Here is a 17,591-nt window from a genome sequence, read left to right as displayed (position 1 = left end):
GAAGGGTACCACCAATCAGCAGTTGGCCACCTCTCGCCATTCATCCATGAGTGTCGCACTTATTATCTGAATTCCCGTTTTACCTATTTTCATCAAAAGAGAACGGGTGGAAATAACCCTCGGATGAGGTTCAATAATTCCACCTGGATCGCACTTTTGGCATCCCTCCCCCCCCTCAATTGATCTAGCGCAACTCCCACGGGGATAAATAATTATCCATTTTACCCATTTGGTATTATCCCCCCGAGCAATTGCATAAACACCGATTTATATGCAGCCATAACAATGGATCGGCCTGCCATGCCCGTCGATGATGAGCACAGATGTCCACACCAAGATGGAACGGTCAGGCCCGACATGGACTTTTATCTGGGAGTGATGACCGTGGGTTCATATGACAAGCTATTTCGACCAGGGCTGGCAGCCCTGCTGCTGACCGCCCTGCTGGGCGCTGGCAGTCTGGCACAGGCGGCCGACGAGGCACAAAGCAAGGGCAAGATCGAGGCGCGCAGCGAGCTGTTCGCCAAGGATCACACCGATCAGTTCACCAGCTGGAAAGGCACCAGCGAGAGCCGCGAGCGCACCGACGCCCTGGCGGAAGATCCGCAGATGGTGGTGCTCTGGGCCGGCTACCCCTTCTCCAAGGATTACAACAAGCCGCGCGGCCACTTCTATGCGCTGACCGACGTGCGGGAAACCCTGCGTACCGGCGCCCCCAAGACTGCCGAAGACGGTCCGCTGCCCATGGCCTGCTGGAGCTGCAAAGGCCCGGACGTGGCCCGCGTCATCGACGAGAAGGGTGAGGATGGCTACTTCAAGGGCATGTGGGCAAAAGGCGGACCGGAGATCGTCAACACCATCGGCTGCGCCGACTGCCACGACACCGCCTCGAAAGAGTTCAAGGAAGGGAAACCCGCCCTGCACCTCTCCCGTCCCTATGCCGACCGGGCCATGACCGCCATCGGCAAGCCGTTCAAGGAGCAGGGACGCTTCGATCAGCAGTCTCAGGTGTGCGGCCAGTGCCACGTGGAGTACTACTTCAGCGGCCCCACCAAGGCGGTGAAATTCCCCTGGGACAAGGGTACGACTGTTGAGCAGATGGAAGAGTATTACGACGAGATTGGCTTTGCCGACTGGACCCATGCCCTCTCCAAGACCCCCATGCTCAAAGCCCAGCATCCGGAGTACGAGACCTGGCGCGCCGGCATTCACGGCCAGAACAACGTCGCCTGCGTCGACTGCCACATGCCCAAGGTGCAGAACGAGCAAGGCAAGGTCTACACCGACCACAAGGTAGGCAACCCCTTCGATCGCTTCGACCAGACCTGCCGCAACTGCCACACCCAGAGCAAGGAGATGCTGCAAGGGGTGGTCAAGCAGCGCAAGGACGCCGTCACCGAAATCAAGCTCAAAGTCGAGAAGCAGCTGGTGCACGCCCACTTTGAAGCCAAGGCCGCCTGGGATGCCGGTGCCACCGAGGCCGAGATGAAGGACATTCTGCAGGATATCCGTCACGCCCAATGGCGCTGGGACTTCTCCATCGCCTCCCACGGGGTGCAGATGCACGCCCCGGAAGTGGCGCTGCGCATGCTGGGAACCGCCCTGGACAAGGCCGCCGACGCCCGCACCAAGCTGGCACGCCTGCTGGCCGCCAAGGGGATCAGCCACGAGATCGCCATTCCTGACATCTCCAGCAAGGAGAAGGCCCAGGCCGCTCTTGGGATGGACATGAAGCAGATGAACAGCGACAAGGCCCAGTTCCTCAAGACCACAGTCCCCGCCTGGGATGCCGAGGCCAAAGCGGCCGGACGGCTCGCACAATGACGAGGCATGCGGGCCCGCAGTGTCGGGCCCGCAGCCGGATGGAGGCTTCCTATGGGTGATTTAACAATGGATTTCTTACGACTGATGCTGATGGCAGCCATGCTGCTGACCAGCCTGCAGGGCCAGGCGGCCGATGCGGCAACCGCCCCGGCACCTACTACACATGAAGTGGAATTTCTGCGCAGTGCCGACAAGGCCTGCACCGACTGCCACAAGGAGCAGGTCGAAGGCATGCACGGCAAGCACGGCCAGGCGACCAACCCCAACAACCTGGCGCCGGTAACCTGCACCAACTGCCACGGTCAACCCTCCCCCCAACACCGGGAAGGGGTCAAGGACGTGATGCGCTTTAGCGACAGCTTCAATGACAAACAGAGTACCGAGCGCTACCCCATCGCCGAGCAGAACGGGGTCTGCATGAGCTGTCACGAGCCCAAAGTGCTGCGCGAGGCGCTCTGGGCCCACGACGTGCACGCCACCAAGCTCACCTGCACCAGCTGCCACCAGCTGCACCCGGCCAAGGAGCCCATGGTGGCTATTCCGGAGAAGTCTCGCATCAAGCTCTGCGTCGACTGCCACAGCAAGCAGCATGAGGCCGTCAAGGCGGCCAAGGCGAACACCACCTCGGGCAAGGAGGTACCATGAGCTGCTCTCGCCGTCACTTCATGGCGGGGATGAGCGCGGGGGCCCTCATCATGATGACAGGGCCGACTCGCTCCCTTGCTACCCCCCTCGCCCACAGCCAGACCATCGACGGGGTCCGCTTTGGCATGCTCCACGACGAGACGGCCTGCATCGGCTGTACCGCCTGCATGGATGCCTGCCGGGAGGTGAATCAGGTGCCAGAGGGGGTCTCGCGCCTCGAGATCATCCGCTCCGGCCCCATCGGCACCTTCCCCGATGCCGAGTACCACTTCTTTCGCAAGTCCTGCCAGCACTGCGACAACGCCCCCTGCGTGCACGTCTGCCCCACCGGTGCCTCCCATATCCGCAAGGAGGATGGCATCGTCGACGTCAACCCGGATCTCTGCGTTGGCTGCATGTACTGTCTGGCTGCCTGCCCCTATCAGGTGCGCTTTATCAACCCTGTGACCAAGGTGGCCGACAAGTGCGACTTTTGCCGCAAGACCAACCTGGCGGCGGGCAAGGAGCCGGCGTGCGTGGAATCCTGCCCCACCAAGGCGCTGGTGTTCGGCAATCTGGATGACCCGGACAGCCCCATCGCCAAACGGCTGGTAAAGGAGACCACCTATCGCTACAAGCAGGCACTCGGCACTTCGCCCAAGATGTACCGCGTGCCCAAAGGGGAGATAAAGTCATGACGATGCAAGAGGCATTTCACTTCCCTTCCCTTGTGTGGGGATTTGTCCGATCGCCATCTACCGCAGTAACAGAAGGAGGAATGGATCATGTTGCATGATGCATTTCACTTCCCCTCGCTGGTGTGGGACTGGCCCATAGCCATCTACCTGTTCCTGCTCGGCATCTCCGCCGGGGCCACCACCCTCTCGGTGCTGCTGCGCCGCAAGGGAGCCGGCAGCGAGAGCGGCATCATCAAGGCGACTGCCATTCTGGCGCCGGTGAGCGTGGTGCTGGGGTTACTGATCCTCATCTTCCACCTGGCCCGCCCCTGGACCTTCTGGAAGCTGATGTTCCACTACCAGTTCGACTCCGTGATGTCGATGGGGGTCATGCTGTTCCAGGTCTACATGGCGGTGCTGTTCGCCTGGCTGGCAGTGGTGTTTCGGGCCGAGATCGAGACCTTGCGCAGTCACCTGCTGCAAGAGAAGTTCGCCTTTGTGGATAATCTCATCGCTTGGCTTGCCCGCATCGAGCGGCTGCTGGCGCCGCTCTTGCTGCTGCTTGCCATGCTCTTGGGGGCCTACACCGGCTTTCTGCTCTCCGCGCTCAAGACCTATCCGCTGTTGAACAACCCGGTGCTGCCGGTGCTGTTCCTCATCTCCGGCGTCAGCTCCGGCATCGCCTCCACCATCTTGCTGGCGGTCACCCTGTTCAAGGAGAACCATCACAGCCAGGGAGTGAGCTTTGTCCACCGCTTCGAGCGGCCGGTGCTGGCGGTGGAGGTGTTGCTGCTGGTCTGCTTCTTTACCGGCCTCTACTTCGGTGGCGGCCAGAAGGAGGCAGCCATGTGGGCCGCCATCGGCAGCGGCTTCTGGGCTCAGGTGTTCTGGCTCGGGGTGGTGGGCATCGGCATGCTGCTGCCCCAGTTGCTGGCCCTGCTGGCCCCCGCGCCGCTGCGGGCCAGAAACGGCTATCTGGTGCTGGTCTGCAGCCTGACCCTGGTGGGGATCCTGCTGCTGCGCTACTTCGTGCTCTATGCCGGCCAGATGACGGTAGTTTAAAGGTATGATCACCAGCGCCAGCCACCCTCGGGTGACTGGCGCTTATTTGTTGCAATGAGTTGTTGCGATTGATTGTTGCCAGAAATGTGGATGTTATCCCCCAGCGCCGGTACGGTGCAGACGCTGCGGCATAACATAGACGAATGATTGACTGGAGGTTGTGTGCTGGCGGAGCTCGGCTATCTCTCACTGTTGCTGGCGACCGGGCTCGCCCTGCTGCAAGGGCTGCTGCCCTGGCTGGGGCTGCGGCTCGCCTCACGCCCGCTGCTGGGCTGCGCAAAGCCGCTGGCCATCCTGGTCGCGCTCCTGTTGGTGGCCGCCCTGCTGCTGCTCGCCAGCTGTTTTGGCCAGGATGACTTCACCCTGGTCTATGTGGCCCAGCACGCCAACAGCGCCCTGCCCCTTGGCTTCAAGCTGGCGGCCGTGTGGGGAGGCCACGAGGGCTCCATGCTCTTTTTCGTCTTTGCGCTGGGGCTGTGGGGCGCGCTGGTGGCCCTTTGCTCCAAACGGGTCGATCCGCTGATCACAACCCGGGTACTGGCCATCATGGGGCTTATCGTCGGGCTGTTCGGCCTCTATACCCTGATCTTCTCCAGCCCGTTTGACCGCCAGTTCCCGGGGCCGCTGGAGGGGCGCGATCTCAACCCCATGCTGCAGGACATCGGCCTCATCATCCACCCGCCCCTGCTCTATCTCGGTTATGTCGGTTTTGCGGTCAACTTCGCCTTCGCCATGGCGGCGCTGCACTCGGGTCGGCTCGATGGCGCCGTGGCCCACTGGAGCCGCCCCTGGGCGCTCGGCTCCTGGGTCTTTCTCACCGCCGGCATCGTGCTGGGCTCCTGGTGGGCCTATTACGAGCTCGGCTGGGGCGGCTGGTGGTTCTGGGATCCGGTGGAAAATGCCTCCCTCTTGCCCTGGCTGCTCGGCACCGCCCTGCTGCACGCCCTGGTGGTGTGCGAGAAGCGCGGCGCTTACGGCCACGCCGTGTTGCTGCTCTCCATCTTTACCTTTTCGCTGAGCCTGCTCGGTACCTTCGTGGTGCGCTCCGGGGTGCTCACCTCGGTACACGCCTTTGCGGTGGACCCCAGCCGCGGCCTCACCCTCTTGTTGCTGCTCGGTTTGCTATTGACCTGCGCCCTCACCCTTTTTGCCCTGCGGGCGGACATTCGCGCTCCCTATGCCCGCTTTGGCTTGCTGTCAAAAGAGGGGCTGCTCGGCGCCGCCATCCTGCTGCTTTGCGTGGCCTGCGCCAGCGTGCTGCTCGGCACCTTCTACCCCATGGTGTTCCAGTCGCTCCATCTGGGCTCGCTCTCGGTGGGCGCCCCCTATTTCAATACCATCTTCGTGCCGCTGGCCCTCTGCCTGATGGCGCTGATGACCCAGCTGCCGCGCCTGCGCTGGCAACATCTGGCAGCCCAGCGCCGCATCACGGTGCTGCTCCCATGCCTGTTCGGCCTGCTGGGGGGCACCTTGCTGAGCCTCGCCTATCCCGAACCGCTGCGGGCAAGCTGGCTGGGGCTTGCGGCCAACGTGCTGAGCCTCTGGCTGATGGCCAGCCTGCTGCTCCCGCTCTTGCAACCGATCGCCCTGCGCGAGCTCACCCTCAATCGGTTCGGCAGCCTGCTGGCCCACCTCGGGGTGGCAGTGTGCGCCCTCGGCATTGCGCAGGTGAGTCACCACAGTCAGGAGGGGGGCGCGGTACTCGCCGCAGGCCAACCCTATCGGCTCGGCGCCTTCGCGTTTCGCTACGAGGGGAGCGAGCCGCTCATCGGCCCCAACTACACCGCCGAGCGCATCACGCTTAGCGTGCACAAGGACGGTAAAGAGGTTGCGCGGCTGACCCCGGAGCGGCGTCACTACAGCGTGCGCACCATGAACATGAACGAACCCGGGATCAAATGGGGAATGCTCGGCGATCTCTACGTGGTGCTTGGCGAGAAGATGGGACCCGGCGCCTATGCCATGCGGCTGCACCATAAGCCGCTGGTGCGCTGGATCTGGCTCGGCGGCCTGTTGATGATGACGGGCGGCGCCCTGCGCCTGCTCGCCCGCCGACCGCTGCTGGCTAGCCATCCTGCGTCAGCGACCGCCCCCTACCCTCGGCTTGAACAGGAGTCCTTATGAACGCCCGTTTGCGCCTGTTCGTGCCGCTCGTGCTCACCCTGGGGCTCGGCGCCCTGCTCTGGCTCGGCCTTGGCAACAACCCCTACAGCCAGGATGAAGCCGTCGCAGGGCGCACTCTGCCAGCCTGGCAGAGTGACGATCTGTTTGGCGGCGTCCCCATCCACACCGCGGCGCTCAAGGGGGAGCCCTTCGTGCTCAACGTCTGGGCCAGCTGGTGCCCCAACTGCCGCACCGAACATCCGCTGCTGGGTGATCTGGCCAGCGCCGTGCCCCTCTATGGCCTCAACTACCGGGACAAGGGAGATGCCGCCCGCGCCTGGCTCACCGAGGCGGGCAACCCCTATCGCGCCGTGCTGGCCGACCCCGACGGCCGACTCGCGCTGGAGCTCGGCGTCTACGGCACGCCGGAAACCTATCTCTTCGCCAGTGACGGCACCCTGCTGACCCGCCACACGGGTGAGCTCACCCGGGAAGTCTGGCAACGCCAGTTTGCCCCCCAGCTTGCAAAGGCCCGCAGCAACATCGCTAGCCAGCCCGAAGTGGAAAGAGAAGCGGAGAGAGAAGTAGAGAGACAAGTGCAGGAGAGCAAGCCATGAGCCGCCTCGGCCACGCCCTGATAGCGCCACTCTTGCTGGCCTTGAGCCTCGGGGCCCTTGCCAGCGGGGTCGACACCTATGAGTTTCGCCACCCCGAGCGGCAGACCCGCGCTCAGGAGCTGGCCCGCGCCCTGCGCTGCCCCCAGTGTCAGAACCAGAACCTGGTGGAGTCCAACTCCCCCATCGCCCGGGATCTGCGGCTCGAGGTCTACCGCTGGGTGGACGAGGGGCAGTCTGATGAGCAGGTGATCGCCCGCATGACGGAGCGCTTCGGCGATTTCGTGCGCTACGATCCCCCCTTCAAGCGCAGCACGGCGCTGCTGTGGGGCGGCCCCGCCCTCTTGCTGTTGCTGGCCCTCAATCGCCTGCGCAGGAGCCTGCATCGCCGGCAACCGGCGCGGGTGCCGCTTGTCGGCGACAGAGCCGAGGGGGTGCTCGCCCACGACCCCAGGGCCGAACTGAACCGGCTGATCATGGCCGAGCAGCAGGCGGGGCTTGCCCCCCACAGCCGCCTCTACCGGGAGCTGGAGCTGGCCCGCCTCGCCAACGCCACCCCAACCGCCGAGCAGGCCCTGCGCGAGCGGCTGGCCAAGGACCGCACCGCCCGTCCGCTGCCCTGGCTGCGCTCCTGGATGCTGTTTGGGGCCTTGCTGCTGGCGCTGATGGCCGGTATTTATGCCGGCACCGGCCGCTATCAGGCGTGGCAGGCGTATCAGGCGCGCCCCGATCCGCTGGCGGGATTGAGCCCGCGGGATCTGCAGGACAAGGAGCTGGGCGCCCTGCACCAGCGTCTGCAAGCCAACCCCGCCGATCTCGACGGCTGGGCGGCGCTCGGCCAGCTCTATCTCTATCGGGACGAGTACGACAATGCCCTGCTCGCCTACCAGCGCCTCGCCCTGCAAGAAGGGGGCGCCAGCGCGGCGACCCAGGCCGCCCAGGCCACCGTGCTCTACTACCAGGCGGGCCAGCAGCTCACCCCGGAGGCGCAGCGTCTGCTTGATAGCGCGCTCAAGCAGGACAAGGGTGAGGTGAGCGCCCTGATGCTGCTCGCCTCCGATCACTTCCTGCACGGCCGCTACTCCCAGGCCATCGCCCTCTGGCAGCAGTTGCTGGACGAGGAGCGCCCACGCATCAACCGGGTCGCGCTGATCAAGGCCATTCAGACCGCGCGAATGATGGGAGGATGACGCGGGGCAAAACGGCGATAATGCAGCGGACCATCTTCCCTGCCGGGCGCCGTTTTTATCGCCATGGTCGCCATTAACGACCCCTTCATCATCCCAAGGCGCCGAAAGGTGCAAAAAGAGTCGTCATCCCGCCCCTCGCCAGCATATAGTGCGCCCCGTGGTGGCGTGTCTGCCATGGCCTGGCAGGCCTCTATGACTCCCTTTTGCGGGCCCAATAGCCCCGATGCGGGGGATTTCAAGGTGCGCTGGCCCATAAAATGGAAATATCCGGCCACCAGACGTTGTGAAGCGTCAATTACCGTCATATAACTTAGCCAAATGTCCCTGTGAGTCGTAGTAGAGTCAAATCATGAACCTTCGTCCTTTTCTTCCCTTGCTGCTCGGCGCCTTCCTCCTTCCCGCCAGCATGGAAAGCGCCCATGCCAACCCGTTTTCTGCGACCTCTTCTTCCACCAACAGCCTGCTCGAACCCCGCAGCAACCTGCCGCTGAGATCCGATGCCTACGTGGTCGTCAACCCGAAAACCGGCGAGACACTGGCAGAGCGCAACGCCAACCGGGTGATGTCCATCGCCTCCATCACCAAGCTGATGACAGCGCTGGTGGTACTGGATGGCAATCAGCGCCTCAACGAGACCCTCACCGTCACCATGGATGACGTGGACAGACTCAAGGGCACGGGGTCGCGCCTCGCGGTGGGCTCGCGCCTGAGCCGCGCCGACATGCTGCACATCGCACTGATGTCCTCTGAAAACCGCGCCGCCTCCGCCTTGGGACGGCACTACCCGGGTGGCCGCAAAGCCTTTATCGAGGCAATGAATGCCAAGGCCCGCATGCTCGGCATGTGGAGCACCCATTTCGCCGACAGCACCGGGCTCAACCCCCGCAACGTCTCCACCGCACACGATCTCGCCAAACTGGCTGCCGCCGCATCCACCTACCCGCTGATCCGCCAGTACACCGCCTCCGAGCAGCGTCTGGTACGCAACGGCAAGCGCCAGTTGCACTACCTCAACTCCAACCGCCTGGTACGGGAAGGAAGCTGGCCCATTCTGGTCTCCAAGACCGGTTATATCCGCGAGGCGGGGCGCTGCCTGGTCATGGGAACCCGGGTCAACAACGAGCCCGTGGTCATGGTGCTGCTTCACGCCAACACCACGGATGAACGGGTCGCCGATGCCAGAAAGATCAAGAGCTGGCTGGAAACCTCGGGCCGCATGACCCTGACGGCGCAGTCCACTCCCCAGCCCAGGCTCTTCAGCAGCCAGTAACGGCTACGAGAACAAGGGCCCCCAACCGGCAGGTGCGGGGGCCTTTTTCATGAGTGGCAATCACCCCCTATTGCCTCTTTCTGCTCCCCCAGTGATCCCGACCGTATGGTGCTTCGTTAAGGAGGCAGAGAGAAACCAAGGGCATCAACAGGGCCGCCACATGCACCTCAAACCCCATCTACCCGAGAAGATCTGTCCCGTCTGCCTGCGTCCTTTTGCCTGGCGGCGCAAGTGGGCCCGCTGCTGGCAGGAAGTGCGCTATTGCAGCGAACGCTGCCGTCGTCGGAAGGAGCACCCCTGATGGAGCTGCGCCTCATTCTCGGGGATCAACTGAACGCAGGTCACAGCTGGTTTCACACGCAGGATCCCGCTGTCTGCTACCTGATGGCGGAGCTGCGCCAGGAGACGGACTACTGCCGCCACCATCGCCAGAAGGTGCTCGCCTTCTTTACCGCCATGCGCGCCTTCGCCGCCGCCCTCACCAAGGCGGGCCACCGGGTCTGCTACCTGACTCTCGATGAGAGCGCCCCCTGGCCCGATTTGCCGAGCTTGCTGGCGGCCCAGCTCGAAGCGCATCAGGCCGATCGCTTCGCCTGGCAGAGCCCGGACGAGTGGCGCCTTGCAAGCCAGCTGACCCAGTGGGCCTCAGGCCTTGCCATCCCGACCGCTGAGGTGGACAGCGAACATTTTCTCACCCCCCGCGATGGCTGGCGACGCTACCCTCACAGCCGGATGGAGTTCTTCTACCGCGCCCTGCGAAAGCAGTACCGGGTGTTGCTCGATGAGCGCGGCCAGCCCCTTGGGGGGCGCTGGAACTTCGATGCCGAGAATCGCGCCAAATTGCCGGCGAGCCAACCCATCCCGGCGCCCCTCACCTTTGCCAACGAGGTGAGCGACATCGATGCCATGCTGACCCGCCACGGCATTGCCACCCTTGGCACAGCCGATGCGGGCGCCCTGCCCTGGCCCGTCACCCGGCGCCAGAGCCGCGCACTGCTTGAACACTTCCTTGCACACTGCCTGCCCCACTTCGGTCGCTATCAGGACGCCCTGAGCGAGCGGGGCTGGAGCCTGTTCCACAGCCGCTTGTCGTTTTCCATGAACAGCAAGATGCTCCATCCCCTCGAGGTGATCCGCGCTGCGCAAGCTCACTGGCAGGCCAATCAGGCCACCATTTCCCTGGCGCAGGTGGAGGGGTTCATCCGCCAGATCCTCGGCTGGCGCGAGTTTGTCCGCGCCCTCTACTGGGAAAAGATGCCCGAGTATCAGCGCACCAACTTTCTCGGGGCCGAGCGACCCCTGCCCGGTTTTTTCTGGAATGGAGAAACCAGCATGGCCTGCGTACGTCACGCCATTCGACAGTCTCTGGAGCACGCCTATGCCCACCATATCCAGCGGCTGATGGTGACCGGCAACTTCGCCCTGCTGGCGGGGATCCACCCTGACGAGGTGGATGCCTGGTATCTGGGCATCTATGTGGACGCCATCGAGTGGGTGGAGCTGCCCAACACCCGCGGCATGAGCCAGTTTGCCGATGGCGGTCTGATGGGCAGCAAGCCCTACGCCAGCAGCGGCGCCTATCTCGAGCGGATGGGCCACTACTGCAAGGGGTGCCACTATCAGGTGAAGGCCCGCAGCGGGCCAGACAGCTGCCCCTTCAACAGCCTCTATTGGCACTTTCTCTGGCGCAACCGGGACAAACTTGGCAACAACCCTCGCCTCGCCCTGCCCTACGCCAACTGGGATGGCCAAACCACAGAACAGCAGCAAGCCATCCTGACGACGGCAGAGCATCATCTGCTCCACCTGGAGCGGCTCTGAATCGACCGGATTTCATGCCAGAAAGTGAGCAAATGACAACATTGAGAGCCAGTTAACAAAATGTGAATAGCGATAACCACCAATGACATCGACACCAGTTGAATATCCTGTGGCGGCTGATTAAGGTGGAGGCCCCAGTCAAGGAGAGACAAGATGGACATAGTGGTACTCGGTGGTGGCGTGGTCGGTGTGACCAGCGCCTGGTATCTGGCCAAGGCCGGTCACAAAGTGACCCTGCTGGAGCGGCGTGACGGGGTGGCCCTTGAAACCAGCCATGCCAACGCGGGTCAGATCTCCCCGGGTTATGCTTCCCCCTGGGCTGCCCCCGGCATTCCCCTCAAGGCCGCCAAATGGCTGCTGCAAAAGCACGCCCCCTTCACGGTGCGGCCCACCTCGGACCCCTTCCAGCTGCGCTGGATGCTGAAGATGTTCGCCAACTGCACGCCGGCGGCCTATGCGGTCAACAAGGGGCGCATGGTACGGCTGGCCGAATACAGCCGCGACTGCATGAAGCAGTTGCGGGGCGAGCTGGCGCTCGACTACGAAGGGCGCCAGCTCGGCACCCTGCAACTGTTTCGCAGTCAGGCCCAGCGCGATGCCAGCCAGCGCGATATCGCCGTGCTCGAGGAGTACGGCGTCCCCTATCAGTCTCTGAATGCCGACGGCTGCGAGGAGGTCGAGCCCGCCCTGGCAAGGGTGCGTGGCAAGGTGGTGGGGGGCCTGCGCCTGCCGGGAGATGAAACCGGTGACTGTTTCCGATTCACCCAGGCCCTGGCGGACGAGGCCCGCAAGCTCGGGGTGAGCTTCGTCTTCAACTGCGCCATCGACGAGGTCGAGATCGCGAAGGGACGCGCCGTGGCGGTCCGTGCCGGCGAGCAGCGCTTCCAGGCCGACGCCATCGTCTGTGCCCTCGGCAGTTATGGCACCGGCTTCCTGCGCCCCCTCGGAATTGAGCTCCCCGTCTACCCGGTCAAGGGGTACTCCCTCACCCTGCCGATGACGGATGCCGAGGGCGCCCCGCGCAGCACCGTGCTGGACGAGACCTACAAGGTCGCCATCACCCGCTTCGACGAACGGATCCGGGTGGGGGGCATGGCCGAACTCTCGGGCTTCAACCTGGCGCTCAACCCGAGGCGCCACGATACCCTGGCCATGGTGGTGAGGGATCTCTTCCCCCAGGGGGGAAATCTGGAGCAGGCCACCTTCTGGACCGGGCTGCGCCCCATGACGCCGGACGGCACACCCCTGGTCGGCCCAAGCCCCATCCCCGGGCTCTGGCTCAATACCGGCCACGGTACCCTGGGCTGGACCATGGCGGCAGGATCGGGCCAGTTGCTCAGCGATCTCATCTCGGGCAATACCCCGGATATCAGCGACGAGGGGCTCACCCTGGCCCGCTACGGCTAGGCGTTGGCCACCCGTCTGTGCAAGTCTGCGAAAAAAGAGGGCATGCCTGGCACGCCCTCTTTTTTCTTGCCCCCCTGGCTATGACGACACCGGGGTCGCCTCCTCGCTCGTCAGTCCGGGTTTCAGGGCCAGCGTGAAGAGCGCCGCCACCATGTCGGACTGAGTGATGATGCCCACCAGCTGCTCCCCTTCCACCACCGGCATGTGGTGCAGCCCCCCGTCGGAGAAGGCCTCCACCAGATCGTAGAGAGGCTGGTAGCGCCGCGCCGTCTGTACCTCCCGGGTCATCAGATCTGCCACCTGCTGCTGCTCAAGGGTCTCCTTCGCCCTCGGCTGGCGACCCGCCCGGTCGATCATCAGGTCGTGCAGGGTGATGATGCCGACCAGCCTCTCCCCCTCATCCACCACCGGCAGCGCCTTGATCTGGTGGTGGGAGAGCAGATGCCACGCTTCCATGGCGAGCGCCTGTGGCGTCGTCACGACGAGATCCCGCGACATCACATCCTGGCAACGCACCGTCCCCACCCGCTCGCGCAGGGCGTGAAGCTGGGCCTCCTGCAGCAGCTCCTGCAAATCCTGGCGGCTGATGTCCAGCAGTTCCCCGTGTTTTTGCAGGGCAAAGTCGATGTCATGGGTGGCGAGTCGGGCACTCGGCTGGGGATCCGCCGTCTGGTGGCGATTGGGCGCCGCCTTGCCGCCATGGGGATAACGACGCCCCAGAGCGCGGTTGTAGAGGAGCCCCAGACTCAGCAGCAACAGGGAGTTGAGCAGCACCGGCAGCAGCACGTAGCCGACCCCGAGCGCCCGGATCCCCTCGCCGCCGATGACGGCGGTCAGGGCCACGGCGCCGCCGGGCGGGTGCAGGCTGCGGGTGAGGAACATGGCGGCGATGGCCAGCATCACCGCCAGGGCCGAAGCGATAGCCATGTCCGGCACCAGACTCGCACTCAATACCCCCATCAGGGCCGACACCCCGTTGCCCACAAGAATGGACCAGGGCTGGGCCAGGGGGCTGGCCGGGGCGGCAAACAGCAGCACGGCGGAGGCCCCCATGGGGGCGATGAGCCAGTGCACCTCGAGCCCCAGCCCCCAGCGGCACAGCAAGGCGGTGCCGAGCAAGCCGACGAAGGCGCCAAGGGCGCCGTAACAACTCTCTTTGACGCTGGTATTGGTCGATACCGGCAAAAAATCCCTGAACTGCATGGTGCTCCCGCTGGTGATAACATTTATTTCAAATGCGCAATTCTAGCCACTTTTCCCCGTCCCGCACCAGCACCCCGCTCCGCCATGGCCATCATCCGCACGCTTTTTCCCTTCTTAACATTGTCTTAAGAGTCCGCTGGCACCCTCTACACCATCCCAACACTGGAGCCCAACGGTATGACTCACCTCAACGATGCCCTGCGCCGCTTCGACGGCCAACGCCGGGTCTGGACGGCGGGACTGGAGCGAACCCTGCTCGGCTGGCTTGCCAGTCGCAGCGCATTGCCGCCCTCTTCGCAGGCACCCCGCCGGATCCTGGTCATTCGCAGCACCAACCGCATCGGCAACAACCTCTTCCTGCTGCCCTTCCTGCACCAGCTTCATCGCGCCCATCCCCACGCCGAGCTGGAGCTGGTGTGCAGCCCCACCACCCTGCTCCCCTTCCTGGCCGATCTGCCCCTGCGGCACATTCATCAGATCCGGTTGCAGGGCAGACACTTGCCGGGCGCCCTCTCGGCACTCTCGCGTCTGCGCCGCCAGCACTACGACAGGGTCTACGTCCCCTTCGCCTCCAGTACGGATCACTTCATCGCCGCCTGGGTACAGGCCCGGGAGAAATGCGGCTTCGACGATGGCCACGGGGATCTCATCTTCCAGCGTCCGCAGGCTCCGGACAGTGAGTGCCACTACGCCCACCAGCCCCTGCAACTGCTCGGCATACCGGGCAATCCGGCCGAACCCATTCCCCTTGGCAGCCTGTTGCAGGGGCCAAGCCCGGCCTTGAGTGCGCTGCGACGAGCCCATCCTGGCCGTCCTCTGATCGGCTTTTTCACCGGCGCCCGCAAGGGCAAGGGGCTCTCCCAGCCCCAGTGGCAGCGGTTGCTTGGGGATCTGCGCCGTCACAGCCCGGATGCCCTGCTGATCCAGCTCGCGGAACCCGCCGCCCCCGAGCACCTGCTCGGGGACGTGCACGTTTCCCTTGGCAACATGGGGGAGCTGGCCCGCTTCACGGGCGGCCTCTCCCTCTTCGTCAGCGCCGACACCGGTCCCCTGCACCTGGCTGCCGCCAGCGGTGTGCCCTGTCTTGGCCTCTTTACCCAGACCGACCCCGCCCGCTACGGCTGCCTGGGCGCCCAGCACCTCAATCTGGTGATCGAGGATCGCAATGCCATCCCCCTCGACCAACAGTGGCTGACCGAGGCGCTCGCAAGCGCCCCTCACCCGGTGACGATGTCGGTTTCCCCTACCCGCTACCTGCCCTCCCCCCGGCCCGCCCTGCTCCCCCTCTAGGGAGCGGCCATGCAAAAAAGAGGGAAGGCTGTCGCCTTCCCTTTCTCATCTTGGTGACACTCACCGGGCGCTCGTCCGGGTGAATGGAAGCCCTCAGGCCAGCTCGGCGCGCAGCGCCCGGGTCGCATCGACCATCACCTTCAGGGCAGCGGTGGTCTCTTCCCAGCCGCGGGTCTTGAGGCCGCAGTCCGGGTTCACCCAGAGCCGGTCTGCCGGGATTTGTTGCGCAGCCTTGCGGATGAGGTCTTCAATCCAGCCCTGGCTCGGTACGTTCGGCGAGTGGATGTCGTAGACGCCCGGACCGATCTCGTTGGGGTAGTTGAAGCGCTCGAACGCTTCGAGCAACTGCATCTGGCTGCGGCTCGTCTCGATGGTGATCACATCCGCGTCCAGCGCCGCCACCGCCTCGATGATGAGGTTGAAGTCGCTGTAACACATGTGGGTGTGGATCTGGGTGCTGTCCACCACCGGGCTTGCGCTCAGGCGGAAGGCGCGCACCGCCCAGTCCAGGTAAGCCTGGTGATCCTGCTTGCGCAGGGGCAGCCCTTCGCGGATCGCCGGCTCGTCGATCTGGATGATCTTGATACCGGCGGCTTCCAGGTCAGCCACCTCGTCGCGAATGGCGAGGCCAATCTGCAGGGCGGACTGCTCGCGGCTCACGTCTTCGCGCGGGAAGGACCAGCAGAGAATGGTCACGGGGCCGGTCAGCATGCCCTTCACCGGCTTGTCGGTCAGGCTCTGGGCAAACTTCGTCCACTCAAGGGTCATGGGGGTCGGGCGGTCGATGTCACGGGTGATCACCGGCGGCTTGACGCAGCGGGAGCCATAGCTCTGTACCCAGCCAAAGCGGGTGATGGCAAAGCCGTCCAGCAGCTCCCCGAAATACTCCACCATGTCGTTGCGCTCCGCTTCACCGTGCACCAGCACGTCCAGCCCGATGGCCTCCTGGCGCTCAATCGCATCCTTGATCTGGGCCTGGATGCCCGCCTCGTAGGCCTGGTCATCGATGCGCCCGGCACGCCAATCCTGGCGCAGCACCCGGATTTCAGAGGTCTGCGGGAAGGAGCCGATGGTGGTGGTGGGCAGGATCGGCAGCTTCAGATCCGAGCGCTGCGCGTCGGCACGCACCGGGTAGGCGCTCTGGCGATCGAAGTCACTGTTGGTCAGGCTGGCGAGTCGTGACTGCACCGCCTTCTTGTGAACCCGGCTGTCGGACTCCCGATCCACGATGGGCTGGCTGTAAGCCTCGATCTTGTCCAGGGCGCCACCGTCCAGGTAGTCGGACAGCAGCCCCAGCTCATAGCACTTTTGCAGGGCGAAGGCGAACCAGCTGCGAGTCTGGGGATCCAGCTCGTGCTCCAGGGTCAAATCCACCGGGCTGTGCAGCAAGGAACAGGAGGAGGCCACCCAGAGGCGCTCGCCAAGCTTTTCTTTCAAGGCCTTGAGGGTCGGCGCCAGCTTGGCCAGGTTGGCACGCCAGACGTTGCGGCCGTTGATGACACCCGCCGAGAGTACCCACTGGGCCGGCAGGTGCGGGACCAGGGTCTCGAGCTGCTCGGGGGCAGCCACCAGATCCAGGTGCAGGCCGTCCACCTTCAGACTGGTGATGATGTCCCGCTGATGGGCCACGGACCCGAAGTAGGTGGTGAGCAGCAGCTTGCAGGGGCCGCTCAGGCGCTCATATGCCTTGAGGTAGGCCAGGCGCCACTCGTCCGGCAGGTCCAGCGCCAGGGCTGGCTCGTCGATTTGCACCCACTCCACCCCCTGGGCCGCCAGTTTGGCCAGGATCTCCAGGTAGACGATCAGCAGGCGATCCAGCAGTTCGAGGCGGGAGAAGCCGCTCTCTTTCTCCTTGCCAAGCCACAGGTAGGAGACAGGGCCCAGCAACACCGCCTTGACCGGCAGCCCAAGAGCCTTGGCCTCTTCCACCTCGTCAAAGAGCTGGCTCCAGCCCAGCTTGAAGCGCTGGTCACGGTAAAATTCCGGCACCAGGTAGTGGTAGTTGGTGTTGAACCACTTGGTCATCTCGGCAGCGGCCGCCGCCGGGCCGGTCGGCGCACGGCCACGGGCCACCCGGAACAGGGTGTCGAGGTCGGTGTCGCCGTGGCGGTGACGGGCAGGCACGGCGTCCACCAGCAGGCTGGTACCCAGCACCTGATCGTACCAGGCGAAATCCCCCACCGGCAGCAGGTTGACCCCGGCGGTACGCTGGGCCTGCCAGTGGCGCTCACGCAGGCTCTTGCCCACGGCGACCAGCTCGGCCTGGGTGGTGTCGCCACGCCAGTAGGATTCGAGGGCAAATTTCAGTTCGCGCTTGGCGCCGATACGGGGAAAGCCCAGGGTGTGTGCGCAGGTCATAGGTTCCATTCCTTATGCTCGTTTATCTGATGAGGATCTGGATTGTTTGGCCATCCAGATGTTTACACATCCAAAATGACAAGATAAGGTGGCCTTGGCTATTGAATCCTCTTCAACTGGCTCTCAAGAATTTCTCAACTGACGCACA

At 64.2% G+C, this 17,591-nt stretch carries 14 protein-coding genes; 12 read left to right on the top strand and 2 right to left on the bottom strand.

The genetic code is table 11. The features are described from left to right. The first annotated feature begins 378 nt into the window (after window positions 1-378). The 11 genes from nrfA to PG887_RS14185 all read left to right on the top strand — a co-directional run bounded on the left by nrfA (window position 379) and on the right by PG887_RS14185 (window position 12,592). Complete coding sequence (gene nrfA / locus PG887_RS14235) at window positions 379-1,824, top strand: ammonia-forming nitrite reductase cytochrome c552 subunit (RefSeq protein ID WP_104453292.1); 1,446 nt, start codon at window positions 379-381, stop codon at window positions 1,822-1,824. A gap of 51 nt (window positions 1,825-1,875) precedes the next feature. Further along, on the top strand, window positions 1,876-2,469 hold the full coding sequence (nrfB, locus tag PG887_RS14230; protein WP_041211523.1) for a cytochrome c nitrite reductase pentaheme subunit: 594 nt from the start codon (window positions 1,876-1,878) through the stop codon (window positions 2,467-2,469). Beyond that, a complete protein-coding gene (locus PG887_RS14225; RefSeq protein WP_039041283.1) occupies window positions 2,466-3,146 on the top strand; it encodes a 4Fe-4S dicluster domain-containing protein in 681 nt (226 codons plus the stop codon). The genes nrfB and PG887_RS14225 overlap by 4 nt, the downstream gene beginning before the upstream one ends. Window positions 3,147-3,233: 87 nt before the next feature. After that, window positions 3,234-4,187, top strand: a complete 954-nt coding sequence (nrfD, locus tag PG887_RS14220) for a cytochrome c nitrite reductase subunit NrfD (protein WP_270822016.1) — start codon at window positions 3,234-3,236, stop codon at window positions 4,185-4,187. A gap of 162 nt (window positions 4,188-4,349) precedes the next feature. Then, window positions 4,350-6,311, top strand: coding sequence for a heme lyase NrfEFG subunit NrfE (nrfE, locus tag PG887_RS14215; RefSeq protein WP_104452989.1), 1,962 nt, complete (start codon window positions 4,350-4,352; stop codon window positions 6,309-6,311). Beyond that, complete coding sequence (locus PG887_RS14210) at window positions 6,308-6,907, top strand: DsbE family thiol:disulfide interchange protein (RefSeq protein ID WP_104452990.1); 600 nt, start codon at window positions 6,308-6,310, stop codon at window positions 6,905-6,907. Before nrfE ends, PG887_RS14210 begins: the two co-directional genes overlap by 4 nt. Then, entirely contained in the window at window positions 6,904-8,094 is a 1,191-nt protein-coding gene (gene nrfF / locus PG887_RS14205; protein WP_104452991.1) for a heme lyase NrfEFG subunit NrfF, read from the top strand. The genes PG887_RS14210 and nrfF overlap by 4 nt, the downstream gene beginning before the upstream one ends. 349 nt (window positions 8,095-8,443) lie before the next feature. Then, window positions 8,444-9,364, top strand: coding sequence for a serine hydrolase (locus tag PG887_RS14200; protein WP_029314613.1), 921 nt, complete (start codon window positions 8,444-8,446; stop codon window positions 9,362-9,364). A 160-nt stretch (window positions 9,365-9,524) separates the two neighbouring features. Further along, on the top strand, window positions 9,525-9,665 hold the full coding sequence (locus tag PG887_RS14195) for a DUF2256 domain-containing protein (protein WP_080768040.1): 141 nt from the start codon (window positions 9,525-9,527) through the stop codon (window positions 9,663-9,665). After that, window positions 9,665-11,185, top strand: coding sequence for a cryptochrome/photolyase family protein (locus PG887_RS14190; protein ID WP_270822014.1), 1,521 nt, complete (start codon window positions 9,665-9,667; stop codon window positions 11,183-11,185). The genes PG887_RS14195 and PG887_RS14190 overlap by 1 nt, the downstream gene beginning before the upstream one ends. A gap of 153 nt (window positions 11,186-11,338) precedes the next feature. Next, complete coding sequence (locus PG887_RS14185) at window positions 11,339-12,592, top strand: D-amino acid dehydrogenase (RefSeq protein WP_134996828.1); 1,254 nt, start codon at window positions 11,339-11,341, stop codon at window positions 12,590-12,592. Window positions 12,593-12,670: 78 nt separating this feature from the next. On the opposite strand, the gene PG887_RS14180 is transcribed toward PG887_RS14185, so the two are convergent. Next, entirely contained in the window at window positions 12,671-13,795 is a 1,125-nt protein-coding gene (locus PG887_RS14180) for an HPP family protein (RefSeq protein ID WP_270822013.1), read from the bottom strand. Window positions 13,796-13,972: 177 nt separating this feature from the next. Between PG887_RS14180 and PG887_RS14175 the strand changes: the two genes are divergently transcribed. Next, window positions 13,973-15,085 (top strand): glycosyltransferase family 9 protein, encoded by a 1,113-nt coding sequence (locus PG887_RS14175; RefSeq protein WP_270822011.1) that lies wholly within the window; start codon window positions 13,973-13,975, stop codon window positions 15,083-15,085. A 93-nt stretch (window positions 15,086-15,178) separates the two neighbouring features. Here the strand turns inward: PG887_RS14175 and metE are convergent, their stop codons facing one another. Further along, a complete protein-coding gene (gene metE / locus PG887_RS14170; RefSeq protein WP_270822008.1) occupies window positions 15,179-17,443 on the bottom strand; it encodes a 5-methyltetrahydropteroyltriglutamate--homocysteine S-methyltransferase in 2,265 nt (754 codons plus the stop codon). Window positions 17,444-17,591 lie beyond the last annotated feature (148 nt).

It is taken from the genome of Aeromonas sp. QDB14, from assembly GCF_027707845.1.
In the GTDB taxonomy this organism is placed as follows: domain Bacteria; phylum Pseudomonadota; class Gammaproteobacteria; order Enterobacterales; family Aeromonadaceae; genus Aeromonas; species Aeromonas caviae.
This window is presented reverse-complemented; position numbering and strand designations above follow the sequence as displayed.

What these genes read in the sequence shown, in the direction of transcription:
- nrfA (WP_104453292.1), top strand. Translation starts at nt 379, where the DNA reads ATGACCGTGGGTTCATATGACAAGCTATTTCGACCAGGGCTGGCAGCC.
- nrfB (WP_041211523.1), top strand. Translation starts at nt 1,876, where the DNA reads ATGGGTGATTTAACAATGGATTTCTTACGACTGATGCTGATGGCAGCC.
- PG887_RS14225 (WP_039041283.1), top strand. Translation starts at nt 2,466, where the DNA reads ATGAGCTGCTCTCGCCGTCACTTCATGGCGGGGATGAGCGCGGGGGCC.
- nrfD (WP_270822016.1), top strand. Translation starts at nt 3,234, where the DNA reads ATGTTGCATGATGCATTTCACTTCCCCTCGCTGGTGTGGGACTGGCCC.
- PG887_RS14210 (WP_104452990.1), top strand. Translation starts at nt 6,308, where the DNA reads ATGAACGCCCGTTTGCGCCTGTTCGTGCCGCTCGTGCTCACCCTGGGG.
- nrfF (WP_104452991.1), top strand. Translation starts at nt 6,904, where the DNA reads ATGAGCCGCCTCGGCCACGCCCTGATAGCGCCACTCTTGCTGGCCTTG.
- PG887_RS14200 (WP_029314613.1), top strand. Translation starts at nt 8,444, where the DNA reads ATGAACCTTCGTCCTTTTCTTCCCTTGCTGCTCGGCGCCTTCCTCCTT.
- PG887_RS14195 (WP_080768040.1), top strand. Translation starts at nt 9,525, where the DNA reads ATGCACCTCAAACCCCATCTACCCGAGAAGATCTGTCCCGTCTGCCTG.
- PG887_RS14190 (WP_270822014.1), top strand. Translation starts at nt 9,665, where the DNA reads ATGGAGCTGCGCCTCATTCTCGGGGATCAACTGAACGCAGGTCACAGC.
- PG887_RS14185 (WP_134996828.1), top strand. Translation starts at nt 11,339, where the DNA reads ATGGACATAGTGGTACTCGGTGGTGGCGTGGTCGGTGTGACCAGCGCC.
- PG887_RS14180 (WP_270822013.1), bottom strand. Translation starts at nt 13,795, where the DNA reads ATGCAGTTCAGGGATTTTTTGCCGGTATCGACCAATACCAGCGTCAAA.
- PG887_RS14175 (WP_270822011.1), top strand. Translation starts at nt 13,973, where the DNA reads ATGACTCACCTCAACGATGCCCTGCGCCGCTTCGACGGCCAACGCCGG.
- metE (WP_270822008.1), bottom strand. Translation starts at nt 17,443, where the DNA reads ATGACCTGCGCACACACCCTGGGCTTTCCCCGTATCGGCGCCAAGCGC.